Annotated in this window: 18 protein-coding genes; 12 read left to right on the forward strand and 6 right to left on the reverse strand. The window is 70.5% G+C overall.

Translation table 11 applies throughout. The features are described from left to right. Positions 1-209 precede the first annotated feature (209 nt). From RNB18_RS34180 to RNB18_RS34190, 3 genes are read right to left on the reverse strand one after another with little or no spacing between them, the layout of a single operon-like run. Positions 210-1,112 carry a hypothetical protein gene (locus RNB18_RS34180; protein ID WP_311717966.1) on the reverse strand — a complete coding sequence of 301 codons (903 nt, stop codon included), beginning with the start codon at positions 1,110-1,112 and terminating at the stop codon, positions 210-212. Then, positions 1,109-1,954 carry a hypothetical protein gene (locus tag RNB18_RS34185; RefSeq protein ID WP_311717967.1) on the reverse strand — a complete coding sequence of 282 codons (846 nt, stop codon included), beginning with the start codon at positions 1,952-1,954 and terminating at the stop codon, positions 1,109-1,111. Before RNB18_RS34185 ends, RNB18_RS34180 begins: the two co-directional genes overlap by 4 nt. After that, complete coding sequence (locus tag RNB18_RS34190; protein ID WP_311717968.1) at positions 1,951-2,709, reverse strand: hypothetical protein; 759 nt, start codon at positions 2,707-2,709, stop codon at positions 1,951-1,953. Before RNB18_RS34190 ends, RNB18_RS34185 begins: the two co-directional genes overlap by 4 nt. 183 nt (positions 2,710-2,892) lie before the next feature. Here RNB18_RS34190 and RNB18_RS34195 point away from each other — a divergent pair, with 183 nt between their 5' ends. The 6 genes from RNB18_RS34195 (at position 2,893) to RNB18_RS34220 (ending at position 6,467) form a co-directional block, all read left to right on the forward strand. Beyond that, complete coding sequence (locus RNB18_RS34195; RefSeq protein ID WP_037711040.1) at positions 2,893-3,255, forward strand: DsrE family protein; 363 nt, start codon at positions 2,893-2,895, stop codon at positions 3,253-3,255. A gap of 134 nt (positions 3,256-3,389) precedes the next feature. Next, the gene (locus RNB18_RS34200; RefSeq protein WP_311717969.1) at positions 3,390-4,118 is read left to right on the forward strand and encodes an LmeA family phospholipid-binding protein; all 729 of its coding nucleotides are present in this window, start codon (positions 3,390-3,392) and stop codon (positions 4,116-4,118) included. 410 nt (positions 4,119-4,528) lie between these two features. Further along, complete coding sequence (locus RNB18_RS34205) at positions 4,529-5,368, forward strand: sulfurtransferase (protein WP_311717970.1); 840 nt, start codon at positions 4,529-4,531, stop codon at positions 5,366-5,368. Between the two features lie 58 nt (positions 5,369-5,426). Beyond that, on the forward strand, positions 5,427-5,714 hold the full coding sequence (locus RNB18_RS34210) for a DUF1416 domain-containing protein (RefSeq protein ID WP_020122955.1): 288 nt from the start codon (positions 5,427-5,429) through the stop codon (positions 5,712-5,714). A gap of 74 nt (positions 5,715-5,788) precedes the next feature. Then, positions 5,789-6,049, forward strand: a complete 261-nt coding sequence (locus tag RNB18_RS34215; RefSeq protein ID WP_311717971.1) for a DUF3099 domain-containing protein — start codon at positions 5,789-5,791, stop codon at positions 6,047-6,049. 10 nt (positions 6,050-6,059) lie between these two features. After that, positions 6,060-6,467: a VOC family protein gene (locus tag RNB18_RS34220; RefSeq protein ID WP_311717972.1), complete on the forward strand. Its 408-nt coding sequence runs from the start codon at positions 6,060-6,062 to the stop codon at positions 6,465-6,467. Here RNB18_RS34220 and RNB18_RS34225 read toward each other — a convergent pair. From RNB18_RS34225 to RNB18_RS34235, 3 genes are read right to left on the reverse strand one after another with little or no spacing between them, the layout of a single operon-like run. Continuing rightward, the gene (locus RNB18_RS34225; protein WP_311717973.1) at positions 6,464-7,888 is read right to left on the reverse strand and encodes a hypothetical protein; all 1,425 of its coding nucleotides are present in this window, start codon (positions 7,886-7,888) and stop codon (positions 6,464-6,466) included. The two genes, RNB18_RS34220 and RNB18_RS34225, sit on opposite strands and share 4 nt — an antisense overlap. A 2-nt stretch (positions 7,889-7,890) precedes the next feature. Continuing rightward, positions 7,891-8,145, reverse strand: coding sequence for a MoaD/ThiS family protein (locus RNB18_RS34230; protein ID WP_007382997.1), 255 nt, complete (start codon positions 8,143-8,145; stop codon positions 7,891-7,893). A gap of 37 nt (positions 8,146-8,182) precedes the next feature. Further along, positions 8,183-9,082, reverse strand: coding sequence for an alpha/beta hydrolase (locus RNB18_RS34235; protein ID WP_311717974.1), 900 nt, complete (start codon positions 9,080-9,082; stop codon positions 8,183-8,185). Positions 9,083-9,201: 119 nt separating this feature from the next. Here RNB18_RS34235 and RNB18_RS34240 point away from each other — a divergent pair, with 119 nt between their 5' ends. The 6 genes from RNB18_RS34240 (at position 9,202) to RNB18_RS34265 (ending at position 15,005) form a co-directional block, all read left to right on the forward strand. Beyond that, positions 9,202-10,002 (forward strand): response regulator transcription factor, encoded by an 801-nt coding sequence (locus RNB18_RS34240; RefSeq protein WP_311717975.1) that lies wholly within the window; start codon positions 9,202-9,204, stop codon positions 10,000-10,002. 117 nt (positions 10,003-10,119) lie between these two features. Next, positions 10,120-11,142 (forward strand): LacI family DNA-binding transcriptional regulator, encoded by a 1,023-nt coding sequence (locus RNB18_RS34245; protein ID WP_266562955.1) that lies wholly within the window; start codon positions 10,120-10,122, stop codon positions 11,140-11,142. Between the two features lie 131 nt (positions 11,143-11,273). After that, positions 11,274-12,488 (forward strand): S1C family serine protease, encoded by a 1,215-nt coding sequence (locus tag RNB18_RS34250; RefSeq protein WP_311717976.1) that lies wholly within the window; start codon positions 11,274-11,276, stop codon positions 12,486-12,488. Between the two features lie 29 nt (positions 12,489-12,517). Continuing rightward, positions 12,518-12,700, forward strand: coding sequence for a hypothetical protein (locus RNB18_RS34255; RefSeq protein ID WP_311717977.1), 183 nt, complete (start codon positions 12,518-12,520; stop codon positions 12,698-12,700). Between the two features lie 98 nt (positions 12,701-12,798). Next, the gene (locus RNB18_RS34260; protein ID WP_057608761.1) at positions 12,799-13,536 is read left to right on the forward strand and encodes a response regulator transcription factor; all 738 of its coding nucleotides are present in this window, start codon (positions 12,799-12,801) and stop codon (positions 13,534-13,536) included. Continuing rightward, complete coding sequence (locus tag RNB18_RS34265) at positions 13,533-15,005, forward strand: sensor histidine kinase (protein WP_311717978.1); 1,473 nt, start codon at positions 13,533-13,535, stop codon at positions 15,003-15,005. Before RNB18_RS34260 ends, RNB18_RS34265 begins: the two co-directional genes overlap by 4 nt. Positions 15,006-15,035 lie beyond the last annotated feature (30 nt).

The raw sequence follows: 15,035 nt of genomic DNA on the forward strand, positions 1-15,035 counted from the left end.
GCGGTTCCTAGAGGGGGGTCAGCGCTGGCCCTGGTACAGCTTCTTCACGGTCAGCCCGGCGAAGGCGAGAACGCCGACGCAGACCAGGACCAGCAGGGCTTCGAAGAAGATCTCCACGGGGTGCTCCTCGGATGAGCGTGGTGCGATGCATGTACACGGGCCGGGCCCCAGCTTACGCGGCCGGGGCCCGGGGGGCCGTAGGGGTCTCCTCAGCCGAGGAGCTGGGACTGGAGGGTCACGGTCTGCTGGAAGGGGACGGGGTTCGCGGCGCCCTTGCGGGACTGGACGACCAGGGCGAGTACGTCACCGGAGGACAGGTAGGCGTGCCGGGTCTGTTCGCTGCCGTACGGCTTGGACTCGACGTAGACGGAGGCAGTGATGTCCTGGATCCGGGCCGCGCTCGGGAAGTGCTCGTCGGAGACGGACGTGGCGGCGTCGCGCAGTTCGTAGCCGGGGCTGCCGTACGGGGCGATGTCCTTGCCGAACAGGTCGTCCACGACGGCCGCGGTGTCGAACTGGAGCAGATAGATCCGGGTGTGCGTACCGTCCGGGGTGGTCCAGCCGCGGGCCGCGATGTGCCGCAGACCGTTGTCGGAGAGCTTGTCCCCCAGTTCCTCGCGGTCCTCCTTCTCGCCGTACTCCGCGAGGAGGTCCTTCGGCGCGAGCCAGCCGTCCTTGCCGCGCAGTGCCTTGTCCTCGGTCGCACCCTTCGGTGCGGGCAGCACCAGGGCCCGCAGATCGGCGTAGTGACTGCCGGCCTTGTTCTCCTTGGCAAGCGGTCCCGGCTTTCCGGAGGGCAACGGCGCCTTCGTCAGCGTCGGATACACCCACCGCCCGTCCGCCTTCGTCGCCAGTCCCGGTAGGTCCGTCCGCTCCATCCCCGAGATCCCGTACGCGGTACCGGCTCCGACCACGGCGAAGGTGAGCACCGCGGCGGTCCAGCGCAGGGTCGCCCGGAGGACACGGCGGTCCTTCGGGGCGGGGGCGGGTGCGGGGGCGGGTGCGGGCTCCGGTGCGGAGAGGGGCGCGGTGCCGGGTACGTCGAGTACGGGCACCGCTTCGGGCTCCGGCTCCAACACGAGGTCAGGCTTTTCTTCCGTCTGGTCGGTCATACCGACTCCCCCGGCTCCGCGATCCGGTCGAGCTGCTCGCGCAGGAGCATCGAGATCCCCCTCTGCTGCATGGGCCTGGCGCTGTCGGCGGTGAAGTCGACCAGGACGTTTCCCTGGAGGGCGAAGCAGTACATCGAGTCCAGCTTGGTGTCGGCGTCCTTGGGCGTCAGGAAACAGCGCGCGTCCTTGTGGCCCTCGATCCGTGGCCCGTCGCGCAGAACATCGCCGAGCGCGTCGAGGAAGTCGTTCTGGAACTTCGTGATCCCGCGCGCGGCCGCCTTGTTGTCCAACTGCGTCAGCTCGATGGTGACCGTGGAGGCCTTGTCCGTGTAGACGGAGGCGAACTGGTCGGTGCTGACGTAACTGCGCATCGCGATGCCCGTGATGCGCTGCTTGTCGATCTGCTTCTCCAGCGCCTTGCGCTCGGTCCGGGGCAGCCCGCTCAGCGACTCCTTGTTCAGGGCGACGGCCTCGGCCCCGCTGAGCTGGGCCTCGTAGCCGTACTGCCCGATGTCGGGCCCGCGGCTCCACCCGTCGGCGCCGTACGGCACGAGCATCCCCGCGAGCCCTTTCAGGGGCGCCGCCGTCGTCTTGGCGACCCCGCCCTTCGGGAACTTCCACACGGGAGCACCCGCGTCACGGTCGGCACCGTCGACGGTGACCACGGTGCAGCCCACCCCGGCGACGGCGGCGGCGACCAGCACCACGGACCCGATGACTGCGGCGACACGGCCACGGCGGACGGGCTTCGCGGCAGGCGCTCCCGGCTCGACTGGCTCGCTTGAGGCGGTGAGCTCGGCGGGGCCGACCTCACCCACCTGCTGGTTCTCGCTCTCGCTCACAGCTTCTTCACCTGCCGCTCGGCCAGATCCATGATCTTCGCCTTCGATATGGGCTTGGTGTCCCAGACGAAGATCTTCATGAGGATGTCCCCGCGCCAGGCGACGGCCGCGGCGTTGTACTGCGGCAGATAACCGGGCTCGGTGTCCGGCCTCGTGTGGACGTACGCCGTGGCGTTCCCGCTGCCCGGCACCGGCCAGCTGTTGGTACCGGCCTTGGAGTCCTCGTAGTAGTTCTCGCCGTCGGCCGCGTCGGAGGCCTCCGGCGTCTCCTCCTGCCGGTACTGCACGAGGCGGATCTCGACGCCGTACGTGCTGCCGACCCGCCAGCCGGTGTCCGCCGCGCGGCGGAACTCCTTGGAGACGAGGTCGCCGAACGCCCCGCCCGGCTTGTCGGCCGTCTCCGCGACTTCGGCCAGCGTCATCCAGCGGTCGTCACTGACCCAGTCGCCGGTCTTCGCTCCGGCCGGCTTCTTCAGCAGCAGCTTGCGCAGATCGCCGTCGGTCTTCACCCGGCGGTCCTGGGAGACGGACAGCGGCTCGGGCGCCGGGCCCTTCGCCTGGGCGAGCGTCGGCTGGGAGAGCGAGGCCAGCTTCGTCGGCTCACGGTCGGCCTGGATCAGATATCCCGTGCACGTCCCGGCGACGACACCGAGTACGGCCGCGGCGGCGATCAGCAGTGTCGTACGGCCCCGGCGTCGCGCTCGGGGTCTCTCTTCGGGTATCTCGGGCTCTTCGGGTACTTCGAGTACGTCCAACGCGTTCCCCACAAGACGTGAAGCGCGCATTCCGTATGCGCGCTTCACAGGAGACTGCTGGTCAACACCGAGGGTTGTACGCCGACTTGATCACGATCCGGACACGTGGGCAACGTCCAGGCACTCGCCGCCGTCCGGGTTGCGTCGCGGCGACGTGACCGCCGTACGCACTACGCTGCCGGCATGGCGAAGAAGCTCGTGATCAAGGTGACCGCCGGGGCCGATGCCCCCGAGCGCTGTTCGCAGGCGTTCACCGTGGCGGCGGTGGCCGTGGCCAGTGGGGTGGACGTCTCGCTGTGGCTGACCGGGGAGTCGGCGTGGTTCGCGCTGCCGGGGCGGGCCGCCGAGTTCGAGCTGCCGCACGCGGCCCCGCTGCCCGACCTGCTGGACTCGATCCTCGCCGGCGGACGGCTCACCCTGTGCACGCAGTGCGCGGCCCGCCGGGACATCACGGAGAAGGACGTCATCGAGGGCGTACGGATCGCGGGGGCGCAGGTGTTCGTCCAGGAGGCGCTCGCCGAGGAGACGCAGGCGCTCGTCTACTGAGCGGACACCGAGCCGGACCGCGGCCTGTCACAGGTGATCGACAATTTGCCGGGCGTCTTACCCGGCGGGGTTAGTCTCACGCTGGACGGCCACCCGTCCGTCGACAAGACCGCCGCCCCGGGGGGACCCACCGCATGCGCGCCCTGCGAATACTTCTGATCATCGCCGTGATTCTCGGCGGGCTGTTCGTCGCCGCCGATCGTCTGGCGGTCCACTTCGCGGAGGGCGAGGTCGCGGACCGGCTGAAGGCGCAGGAGGGGCTGACCACGACGCCGAGCGTGGACATCAAGGGGTTCCCGTTCCTGACCCAGGTGGCCGGCGGTGAGCTCGACGACGTCGAGGTCGGGATGAAGGACTACGACGCGGACACCGGGACCAGCGGCGGCACGATCCGCATCGACGACCTGAACGCCGCCATGAAGGGCGTCGCGTTCTCCGGCGACTACAGCTCCGCCACCGCCTCCACCGCCGCCGGCTCGGCGACGATCGCCTACGACCAGCTGCTGAAGGCGGCCAAGTCGGAGGAGACCCAGCTGCCGCTGGGCGTCACCGCCAAGGTCGTCGGCCTCTCCGACGGCGGCAACGGCAAGATCAAGGTCGACATCAAGGTCAGCGCCCTGGAGCAGCCCGTCTCCGTGCTCAGCACCGTCAGCGTGGTGGACGGGGACACCGTGCGGGTGCACGCCGACTCGATCCCGAGCTTCGGCAACATCACCCTCGCCGACTCCGACGTCCGTTCGATCGCCGACTTCGACCAGAAGATCGAGGGCCTGCCGGGCGGTATCAAGCTCGACAAGGTCGAAGCGGGTGCGGACGGTGTGGAGATCGCGGTGAAGGGTTCGGACGTCAAGCTCGCCGGGTAGGACGAGGTCGGGCCGTACGCGGTACCCGGCACGCCGGACGCCGCGCGTCCGACAGGCGAGACGGTGACGTCCGTACCGTAGATGTGATGACGACTACAGCCGCCCGGGGACCGTGGGACCACGGCCGGGCGGCTTTCTGGTCCCATATTCCGGACGATCGCATCTCAGCATGCGACACACCGGTGACATGCCGGTATGTCCGTCCCTACGATCGACCACTATGAAGCGACAGGCGGATCTCACGAAGCGGCGGGCAGTAGACCTGTGCCGCGTCGCCGCCATGCTCTGTCGCCCCTTCTGAGCGGACGGCATCGACCTCCGCATCCCCTCGCCCTGGCGCCCCAGGGCATCCGTGCGCCCCGCGCACCCTTCCGCACGCCCCGCCGCAACTGCCCCGGAGGAGAAAGAGCATGAGCCGCAGCGACGTCCTGGTCGATGCCGACTGGGTCGAGGCCAACCTCGACAACCCCGACATCGCGATCGTGGAGGTGGACGAGGACACGTCCGCCTACGAGAAGAACCACATCCGCAACGCGATCCGCATCGACTGGACCAAGGACCTGCAGGACCCGGTCCGCCGCGACTTCGTCGACCAGGAGGGCTTCGAGAAGCTCCTGTCGGCGAAGGGCATCGCCAACGACACCCTGGTGATCCTCTACGGCGGCAACAACAACTGGTTCGCGTCCTACGCCTACTGGTACTTCAAGCTGTACGGCCACGAGAACGTCAAGCTCCTCGACGGCGGCCGCAAGAAGTGGGAGCTGGACGCCCGCGAGCTGGTCGAGGAGGTCCCGGACCGGACCGAGACGACCTACTCGGCGAAGCCGCAGAACAAGTCCATCCGCGCCTTCCGCGACGACGTGGTGGCGGCCATCGGTTCGCAGAACCTGGTCGACGTCCGTTCCCCCGACGAGTTCTCCGGCAAGCTGCTCGCCCCGGCCCACCTGCCGCAGGAGCAGTCGCAGCGTCCGGGCCACGTCCCGTCCGCGCGCAACATCCCGTGGTCGAAGAACGCCAACGACGACGGCACCTTCAAGTCGGACGACGAGCTCAAGGAGCTCTACGCCGAGGAGCAGGTCGACCTCGCCAAGGACACCATCGCGTACTGCCGTATCGGTGAGCGCTCGGCCCTGACCTGGTTCGTGCTGCACGAGCTGCTGGGTGTCGAGAACGTCAAGAACTACGACGGCTCCTGGACCGAGTACGGCTCCCTGGTCGGCGTTCCGATCGAGCTCGGCGCCAACAAGTAAGACACCCGTCCAACCCGACCGGCCTTCCTTCCGGTCAGACCCCTCTTTGGAGAAAGACATGTGTGGAGCGAAGGCCGGCGGCCCGGACGCCTCGACGATCAAGCCCGGTGAGACCACGATCCAGGGTCAGGTGACGCGTGACGGCGAGCCTGTGGTGGGCTACGTCCGCCTCCTGGACTCGACCGGCGAGTTCACGGCGGAGGTCCCGACCTCCGCGACGGGCCAGTTCCGCTTCTACGCGGCCGAGGGCACCTGGACCGTCCGCGCCCTGGTCCCCGGCGCCACCGCCGACCGCACGGTCGTCGCCCAGCAGGGCGGCCTGGCCGAGGTCGCGATCGCGGTCTGAGGCACCTGACCGACACCGGAGGGCCGTACCCCTGGGGTACGGCCCTCCGGCCTTTCCAGGCCTACGCTGGACCTATGTTGGCGCGACGACGGCATGTCTACTTCGCCATGATGGGCACATGCATCGGGCTGTTCGTCCTGGCCTGGGGAGTCGTGCGGCTCTGGTCGGTGCCGGTGGCCGTGGGAATGTGCGTGGTGGCGATGGTGATCCCGCCGCTCGCCGCGGTCGTCGCGAACCGGCGCGGGCCCGACGACCGCTGGTGGGACGACCCCTCCGGCGACCCGAAGTCCGACGAGTGGTGGAACGAGCTGGACGGGAAGAAGCCGCGGCAGTAGGAAGGCCCCCATGTCTTCTTCCGCGAGGCTGTCCACCGTCGTCCTCGACGCGCACGACGCACACCAGCTGGCCGCCTTCTACCAACGCCTCCTCGGGTACGTGGTGCGCGCCGAGGAGCCGCACTGGGTCCTCATCGGACCGCCGCCCGGTACCGAGGGCACCTCCCTGGCCTTCGAGACCGAAGCCGAGTACGTGCCGCCCGTGTGGCCCACCCGCAAGCCCGGCGAGCAGCAGATGATGCTGCACCTGGACATCGAGGTCGACGGCGGCCCGGACGCCTTGGCGGCCGAGACCGCGCGAGCGGTGGCGGAAGGGGCGCGGCTCGCCGAGTACCAGCCGCAGGACGACGTCCGGGTCCTGTTCGACCCGTCCGGGCACCCCTTCTGCCTGTGGACCGAGACGCCTGGGCCGACCTAGCCGATCGCCCGGCCCAGCACGTACACCGCCGGAGCCGCCGCTGCCAGCGGCAGGGCCACGCCCGCCGTGAAGTGCACGAAGCGGGACGGGTAGTCGTAGCTCGCGACCCGGTGGCCGATCAGCGCGCACACCGCGGCGCCCGCGCCGAGGAGGGCGCCCTTCGGGCCGAGCCCCGTCATCCCGCCGACCGCGATGCCCGCGCCCGCCGCGGCGAGCAGGGAGACGACCACCGAGGCCGGGGTCGGAAGGGGCAGCGTGCGGGCCAGGACCGCGACGGCCACGGCGGCCGCGCCGACCGTCACCGCGTCGGGGTCCGCCGCGAGGTGGCCGGTCGCCATGATCGCCAGTGCCGCCGAGGCGACGGTCGCCATCAGGCCGTACATCCGCTCGTCGGGGTCGGCGTGCGAGCGGAGCTGCATCACCAGGCTGAGCAGGACCCAGACGCCGAGGGTGCCGAGGATCGCGGCGGGCGCGTTCTCCCGGCCGGCCGCCAGGAGTGCCGCGTCCGCCACCAGCGCCCCGAGGAACGCCAGCGCGATGCCCTGCCGGGCGGGCCACATGCCGTTCAGGCGGAACCAGCCGGCCGCGGTGACGGCCTGGAGGACGACGAGGGGCACGAGGAGGGCGTACGACCCGATGGCCGCCGTTCCGGAGAGCAGCAGGCCGAGCAGCGCGGTGAGGGCGGCGGGCTGGATGCCGGGCTCGATGATCGGGGAGCGGCCCTCGAGACGGGCACGCTGGGCGTCGGTGACGCGGGCGTTGCCGGCGACGGTGGCGGGTCCGTACCCGGAGGGGTCGGACGCGGACCCGTGCGGGGCGGTGCCGGGATGTGCCTGGGCGGATCCATGGACGGGGCCCGCGCTCGCCGGGGCGTAAGCGTGCCCGGCGGGGCCGGTAGCCATCGGCGCAGGTCCATGACCGGCCGGGCCGGGGGCCGTATGGCCTGGCCCGTGACCGGCGGGGCCGGGAGCCGTCGAGGCATGCCCATGACCCGCGGGATCAGGAGAAGTCGACGCCGAGCCATACCCGGCCGAGCCATACCCGGCAGGACCGGAAGCCGCCGACGCATGCCCATGACCCGCGCGGTCGGAAGAAGTCGGCGCGGAGCCGTACGCCTCAGGGCCGGAGGTCGCCTGGGGGCCGTACGCCGGGTCGGGAGCCGCTGCGGAGCCGTACGCGCCGGCCCCCGGGGCCCCCTGCGCGGGCCCGTACCCCTGAGGCTCGCCCGCGTAGTCCTGCTGCGGGATATACGCCGTCTCCGGCGCGGCCTGGACCGGTCGGTGCACCTGAGTGTCCCAGGTCTGGCCCTGCCACTGCTGCGTGTGCTGCTGGGCTGCCTGGGCGTCTTCGTCGTACCCCTGCTGGGCCGGCCAGCCCTGCTGCTGATACCGCTCGTGGTCCTCGTACGGCTGGTTCGTCATCGTCACCCTCCTGCGAACGGCGGGAGCACCTCGACCGTGCCGCCGTCGGCCAGCCGTACCGTCTCATGTCCGCGGGTGCCCACGGGGTCACCGTCGACGAGGAACGAGCATCGCCGCAGGACGCGCACCAGTTCACCGGGGTGTCGCTCGCGCGCCGCGTCCAGCGCCTCGGCGAGCGTGGCCGCGTCGAAGGGCTCCTCGGCGATCCCGGCCGCGGCCTTCGCGGCGGCCCAGTAGCGCACCGTGACCTTTGGCATCCGCTTCCTCAATCGATCGATGGTGTACGGGGCCAGGCTAGCCGCCCGCTGTGACAGCCCAGTCCCCGATACGGCCCAGCAGCTCGTCGTCGGCCGCGTGCTCGGCGTGGCCCATGGGCTCGATCCACAGCTCGCCGTGGTCACCGGCGGCCTCCGCGAGCATCCGCGGGTGGTCGAGGGGGAAGTAGCCGTCGCGGTCGCCGTGGACGATCAGCAGCGGGGTGGGAGCGATCTTCGGGACCGCCTCGACCGGGGAGAGCGGGACGGGGTCCCAGTCGCGGTGATAAATCCTCGTACGGAATCCGTAGCGGCTCACCAGGCGGCCCTCGGGCCGGGTCACCAGCCAGTGGAGTCTTCGCATGGGGGCCGTGCCGCGGTAGTACCAGCGGGCCGGCGCACTCACCGAAACCACGGCGTCCGGGTACGCGTCCCTGCGCCTCTCACGCCCCGTGCGCCCTTCGCGCACCGGCCCGTCCGGACCACCGTCGGGCCGGTACAGCGCCGCGTGCCGCAGCGCCACCGAGCCGCCCATGGAGAAGCCGATGGTCGCCACGCGCGCGTGGCCGAGTTCGCGGGCCCACGCCACCGCGGCGGCCAGATCCAGCACCTCGCGGTCGCCGACCGTCGAACGCCCGCCGGAGGCTCCGTGGCCGCGGAAGGAGAAGGTGACCACGGCGCCGTACCGTGTGAACACGTTCACCACCCGGCGAACATGAGGACGATCCACATCGCCGGTGAAACCGTGCGCGATCACGAACACCAGGTCACGCGCAGGTGGCCGGGAGGCGTCGTATACGAGGGAGGGCGGATCGTATACGGAATCGATCGTCACACCGTCGTCGGTGTGCAGAAACGTCCGTATAGGTGCATGTCTGCGCGTCTCAGAGTGCGGACTACCCGTGGAACGCGCCACACGACCTGCCGGATCAATGCTCATGTGGGCTATTCTCGTCGGAAGAGGACTCGGGCAACGCAGCCCCCGGGTCCTTTTGTGCTTTCGGATACCCCTGTATACGAAGGCCGTGACCCTCGCGGGACCGAGGAGGAACCAGACATATGAGTTCTCTGCTGCTCCTGACCAATGCCCTCCAGCCATCGACGGAGGTGCTGCCTGCCCTCGGCCTGCTCCTGCACAACGTGCGTGTGGCTCCGGCGGAAGGCCCCGCCCTCGTCGACACCCCGGGCGCCGACGTCATCCTCATCGACGGGCGCCGTGATCTGCCGCAGGTCCGCAGCCTGTGCCAGCTCCTGCGCTCCACGGGGCCCGGCTGTCCGCTCATCCTCGTCGTGACCGAGGGCGGCCTCGCCGCCGTCACCGCCGACTGGGGCATCGACGACGTCCTCCTGGACACCGCGGGACCGGCGGAGGTCGAGGCGCGTCTGCGGCTGGCCATGGGCCGCCAGCAGATCGTCAACGACGACTCCCCCATGGAGATCCGCAACGGCGACCTCTCGGTCGACGAGGCGACCTACTCCGCGAAGCTCAAGGGCCGGGTCCTCGACCTCACCTTCAAGGAGTTCGAGCTCCTCAAGTACCTCGCCCAGCACCCCGGCCGCGTCTTCACGCGCGCGCAGCTGCTGCAGGAGGTCTGGGGCTACGACTACTTCGGCGGCACCCGGACGGTCGACGTCCACGTACGACGGCTGCGCGCGAAGCTCGGACCCGAGCACGAGTCGCTGATCGGGACCGTCCGGAACGTCGGTTATCGATTCGTTACGCCGGAGAAGGGCAGTGTCGGCGCGAGCGACGACGCCAAGGCCAAGGGTGCCGTGACCGGTACTTCCGGCCAGGCAAACACGGAGGATGCGGACGAGAGCGCCGCCCTGGACGCCTCCGAGGTACCGGCCGAGGCATAGCGGGTTCTCCGCCTGGGCACGGCTCCCGCACCGGCTACTTCCCGGTAGGCCTTTGCGGGGGCACAGTGCCTCCTTCACGCCCTGCCCAGAGCGGGTCCATCCGCGTAGACTCCGCGCGTGGCCAAGGTAACCAGGGATGATGTGGCGCGACTGGCGGGAACGTCCACCGCCGTAGTCAGTTATGTCATCAACAACGGACCCCGGCCGGTTGCCCCGGCCACGCGCGAGCGTGTCCTCGCCGCGATCAAGGAGCTGGGCTACCGGCCCGACCGGGTCGCCCAGGCGATGGCGTCCCGGCGTACGGATCTCATAGGCCTGATCGTGCCGGACGCGCGCCAGCCGTTCTTCGCGGAGATGGCGCACGCGGTCGAACAGGCCGCGTCCGAGCGCGGGAAGATGGTGCTCGTCGGGAACTCCGACTACATCGGCGAGCGCGAGGTCCACTACCTGCGGGCGTTCCTCGGGATGCGGGTGTCCGGGCTGATCCTGGTCTCCCATGCGCTGAACGACAACGCCGCCGCCGAGATCGAGGCGTGGGACGCCCGGGTCGTGCTGCTGCACGAGCGGCCGGAGGCGATCGACGACGTCGCCGTCGTCCTCGACGACCTCTCCGGCGCGAAGACCGCCGTCGAGCATCTGCTGGGGCACGGATACCCCTACGTCGCCTGTATGGGCGGTACCGCCGACACCCCCGCCGTGGGCGACCCGGTCTCCGATCACGTCGAGGGCTGGCGACGGGCCATGGACGAGGCCGGGCTTCCCACCGAGGGACGGCTCTTCGAGGCGCCGTACAACCGCTACGACGCGTATCAGGTGGCCCTCGGCGTGCTCTCCGGGCCCGATCGCCCCCCGGCGATCTTCTGCTCCACCGACGACCAGGCGATCGGCCTGCTGCGGGCCGCGCGCGAGCTGCGCATCGATGTGCCGGGCGAGCTGGGGGTCATCGGGTTCGACGACATCAAGGAAGCCGCGCTCGCGGATCCACCGATGACGACGATGGCGTCGGACCGGTCGGCGATGGCCCGGGCCGCGGTGGATCTGGTGCTGGACGACGGGCTCCGGGTCGCGGGGTCCCGCCGGGAGCGGCTGAAGGTGTTCCCGTCGAAGCTGGTCGTGCGGCGGTCCTGCGGCTGCGAGTGAGTTCCCTTAAAGGCGCCTGAGAACGCGGCGCCGGAGGCCAGCGGCGGCTTTATATCGGGCATACGAGGTTCTGCCGGGCTTCTCAGGGAGCACTCAGGGAGCTCTCATGGTGGGGCGACAAGCTTTTTGCCATGACCGAGAGCTTCCGCCGCGACGGCGAGTACGAGCAGTACGAGACCCCCTACCAGGGCGCCCAGCAGCACGCTTCCTCGCCCGTGAACCCCGAGTGGCCGCCCCCGCCGGCCCAGCCGCCCGCAACGCCCGCACAGCCCGCGGCGCCGGTTCAGCAGCCGGTCGTCGAGCCGACGACCGTGTGGCCGGGCGGGCAGCAGGCTCAGCCCGCCGCCTTCGCCCAGCCCGCCGCCTTCGCCTCCGGGGGCGCCGGTTCGTACGGCGGAGACGGCAACGGCGGCGGGACCGCTCTCCTCACCGCGCCCCCGGCCGAGCCCGCGCCCCCCGCGCCGAAGAAGCGCACCCGCGGCCCCCTCGCCCTCCTCGCCGCCGTCGCGATCGTCGCCGCGGCGATAGGGGGCGGCACCGCCTACGGCATCCAGGAGCTGACCGGCAACGACACGGTCGCCTCCAGCAGCAGCACCAGCACCAGCGTGGTGCCGTCCTCCGCCAAGGGCACGGTGTCCGGGGTCGCCAAGGCGGTCAGCCCGAGCATCGTCGAGATCAACGCCACCTCGAACGCCGGTGAGTCCACCGGCTCCGGCGTGATCATCACCAGCGACGGCGAGATCATCACCAACAACCACGTCATCTCCGGCGCCACCGCCATCAAGGTGAGCACCAGCGACGGCAAGACCTACACCGCGAAGGTCGTCGGCACCGACAGCAAGAAGGACCTCGCCCTCATCAAGCTGGAGAACGCCTCCGGTCTGACCGTGGCCACCCTCGGCAACTCCGACGGCGTGCAGGTCGGCGACGAGGTCGTGGCGATCGGTTCCCCCGAGGGCCTGACCGGCACCGTCACCAGCGGCATCGTCTCCGCCCTCGACCGGGACGTCACCGTCTCGACGGACGAGAGCCAGGACCAGGGACAGGGCCAGGGCGGCGGCAGCGGTCAGTGGCCCTTCGAGTTCGGCGGCCAGCAGTTCAACGGCGACACCGGTTCGTCCACGACGACGTACAAGGCGATCCAGACGGACGCGTCCTTGAACCCCGGCAACTCCGGCGGCGCGCTCATCGACATGAACGGCAACATCATCGGCATCAACTCCGCGATGTACTCGGCCAGTTCGGACTCCTCGACGGCCGGCAGCGCGGGCCTCGGCTTCTCCATCCCGATCAACACCGTCAAGTCCGACCTGGCCACGCTGCGGGCCGGCGGCGCCGACAACTGACACCCCCTGACCTTCGCGAGGAGTACGTCATGATCAAGCAGGTTTCGCACCCGTCGGCCGGCACCGACCCGGCCGGATTCGCCCTGGCCCTTGAGGTGGCGTACGCACTGCACCCGCCGGTGACGCGGGCGCCCGAGGTGGCGTCCGTGGCGGTGGCCCGCCGCGGGGTGAGCGCCGCCCGCAGCCGCCGCCGCACCCCCGCACGCGGCTGATCCCCGCCCATGACGCACCGGCCGGGAACCATGCGAGGCTGAAAGCGTTCACTGTTTCAGCCCCCTGCCGTCCCACCGCACCCGAGGAATCCCCAGCCATGAGCCCCGCCGAAGGCGACCGTGACCCCCAGCGCATCCTGATCGTCGACGACGAGCCGGCGGTGCGCGAAGCACTCCAGCGCAGCCTCGCCTTCGAGGGCTACGACACCGAGGTGGCGGTGGACGGCGCGGACGCGCTCGACAAGGCGACCGCGTACCGGCCCGACCTGGTCGTCCTCGACATCCAGATGCCCCGCATGGACGGACTCACCGCCGCCCGGCGCATCCGCGGCGCGGGCGACACGACCCCCATCCTGATGCTGACGGCCCGCGACACGGTCGGTGACCGGGTCACCGGGCTCGACGCGGGCGCCGACGACTATCTGGTCAAGCCGTTCGAGCTCGACGAGCTGTTCGCCCGGGTCCGTGCGCTGCTGCGGCGCAGCTCGTACGCCGCGGCGGCCGATGCGGGGTCCGTCGAGGACGACGAGGCGCTCACCTTCGCCGACCTGCGGATGGATCTCGCGACCCGTGAGGTCACGCGTGCGGGGCGGCCGGTGGAGCTGACCCGTACCGAGTTCACCCTGCTCGAGATGTTCATGGCGCACCCGCGCCAGGTGCTGACCAGGGAACAGATCCTGAAGGCGGTGTGGGGCTTCGACTTCGAGCCGTCGTCCAACTCGCTGGACGTGTACGTGATGTACCTGCGCCGCAAGACGGAGGCGGGCGGCGAGCCGCGGCTCGTGCACACGGTTCGCGGCGTGGGATATGTGCTGCGCCAGGGTGGCGCGGAGTGAAGAGGGTCGTACGGCGTTACCGGTCCCTTCCGATCCGCTCACGGCTGGCGCTGCTCGTGGCGGCGGCGGTGGCGTTCGCGGTGGCGGCGGTGTCGGTGACCTGCTGGTTCATCGTGCAGGGGAAGCTGTACGACCAGCTCGACGAGGATCTGCAAAATGCGGCGCGGCCGCAGCAGGCGCAGGCGGTCGTGGCCACCCTCAGCGAGTGCCCCCAGACACCGGTGGAGACCTTCGGCGATTTCCGCATCAGGGACGAGGTCTACCTCCAGCTGGTGCAGGCGGACGGCAAGGCCTGCGTCTCGTCGAACTCACTGGGCAGGGTCAAGACCACCGACGCCGACGAGAACGTGGTCAAGGACGCGACCAGCAAGAAGGGGATCCTTCGCAACGGCACCGACTCGGACGGCGACGCCGTACGAGTGCTGACGACACCCCTGTACGTCAGCCAGGGCCCGGGCTCACAGCCCCAGCTGTACACCGAGGCCGCGCTCACCGTGGCCGTACCTCTGAAGACCACCCAGTCCACCCTCAACGAACTCGCCCTCATCCTCCTCCTCGTCTCCGGCATCGGAGTCCTCGGCGCCGGTGCCGCAGGCCTCTTCGTGGCCCGCGCCGGCCTCCGCCCCGTCGACGAACTCACCGAGGCCGTCGAGCGGGTGGCACGCACCGAGGACCTGAACATCCGCATCCCCGTCGAGGAGGACGCCGAGGACGAGGTCGCCCGCCTGTCCCGCTCCTTCAACTCGATGACGAGCTCCCTCGCCAGCTCCCGCGAGCTCCAGCAGCAGCTCATCGCGGACGCGGGGCATGAACTCCGCACCCCCCTCACCTCCCTGCGCACCAACATCGAGCTCCTCACCCGCAGCGAGGAGACCGGCCGCCCCCTCCCCGAGGCCGACCGCAAGGCGCTGCTCGCGTCCGTGAAGGCGCAGATGACCGAACTGGCCTCGCTGATCGGCGACTTGCAGGAACTGTCCCGCTCGGAGGGCCAGCGCGGCGAGCGCGTCCAGGTCGTCTCGCTGGAGGACACCGTCGAGTCGGCCCTGCGCAGGGCACGGCTGCGCGGCCCGGAGCTGACCATCGACGCCTCGCTGGAGCCCTGGTACACCCGGGCCGAACCCGCCGCGCTGGAACGCGCCGTGGTCAACATCCTCGACAACGCCGTGAAGTTCAGCCCCGAGGGCGGCACGGTCGAGGTCCGGCTGAACGAGGGAGTCCTCACCGTCCGCGACCACGGCCCCGGCATCCCCGCCGAGGAACTCCCGCACGTCTTCGACCGGTTCTGGCGCTCCCCGTCGGCCCGCGCGCTGCCCGGCTCCGGTCTCGGCCTGTCCATCGTGGCCCGCACGGTCCAGCAGGCCGGCGGCGAGGTCACCCTCGGCCACGCCGGAGGCGGCGGCACCATCGCGACCGTACGACTGCCGGGGGCGCCGACTCCGCCACCGGAGGCTCCGGCCGCCGTACTGTGAACGCCAAGCTGTCGATGTCCTGTCAACCCT

Origin of the sequence: Streptomyces doebereineriae (genome assembly GCF_031845645.1) — a bacterium.
In the GTDB taxonomy this organism is placed as follows: domain Bacteria; phylum Actinomycetota; class Actinomycetes; order Streptomycetales; family Streptomycetaceae; genus Streptomyces; species Streptomyces canus.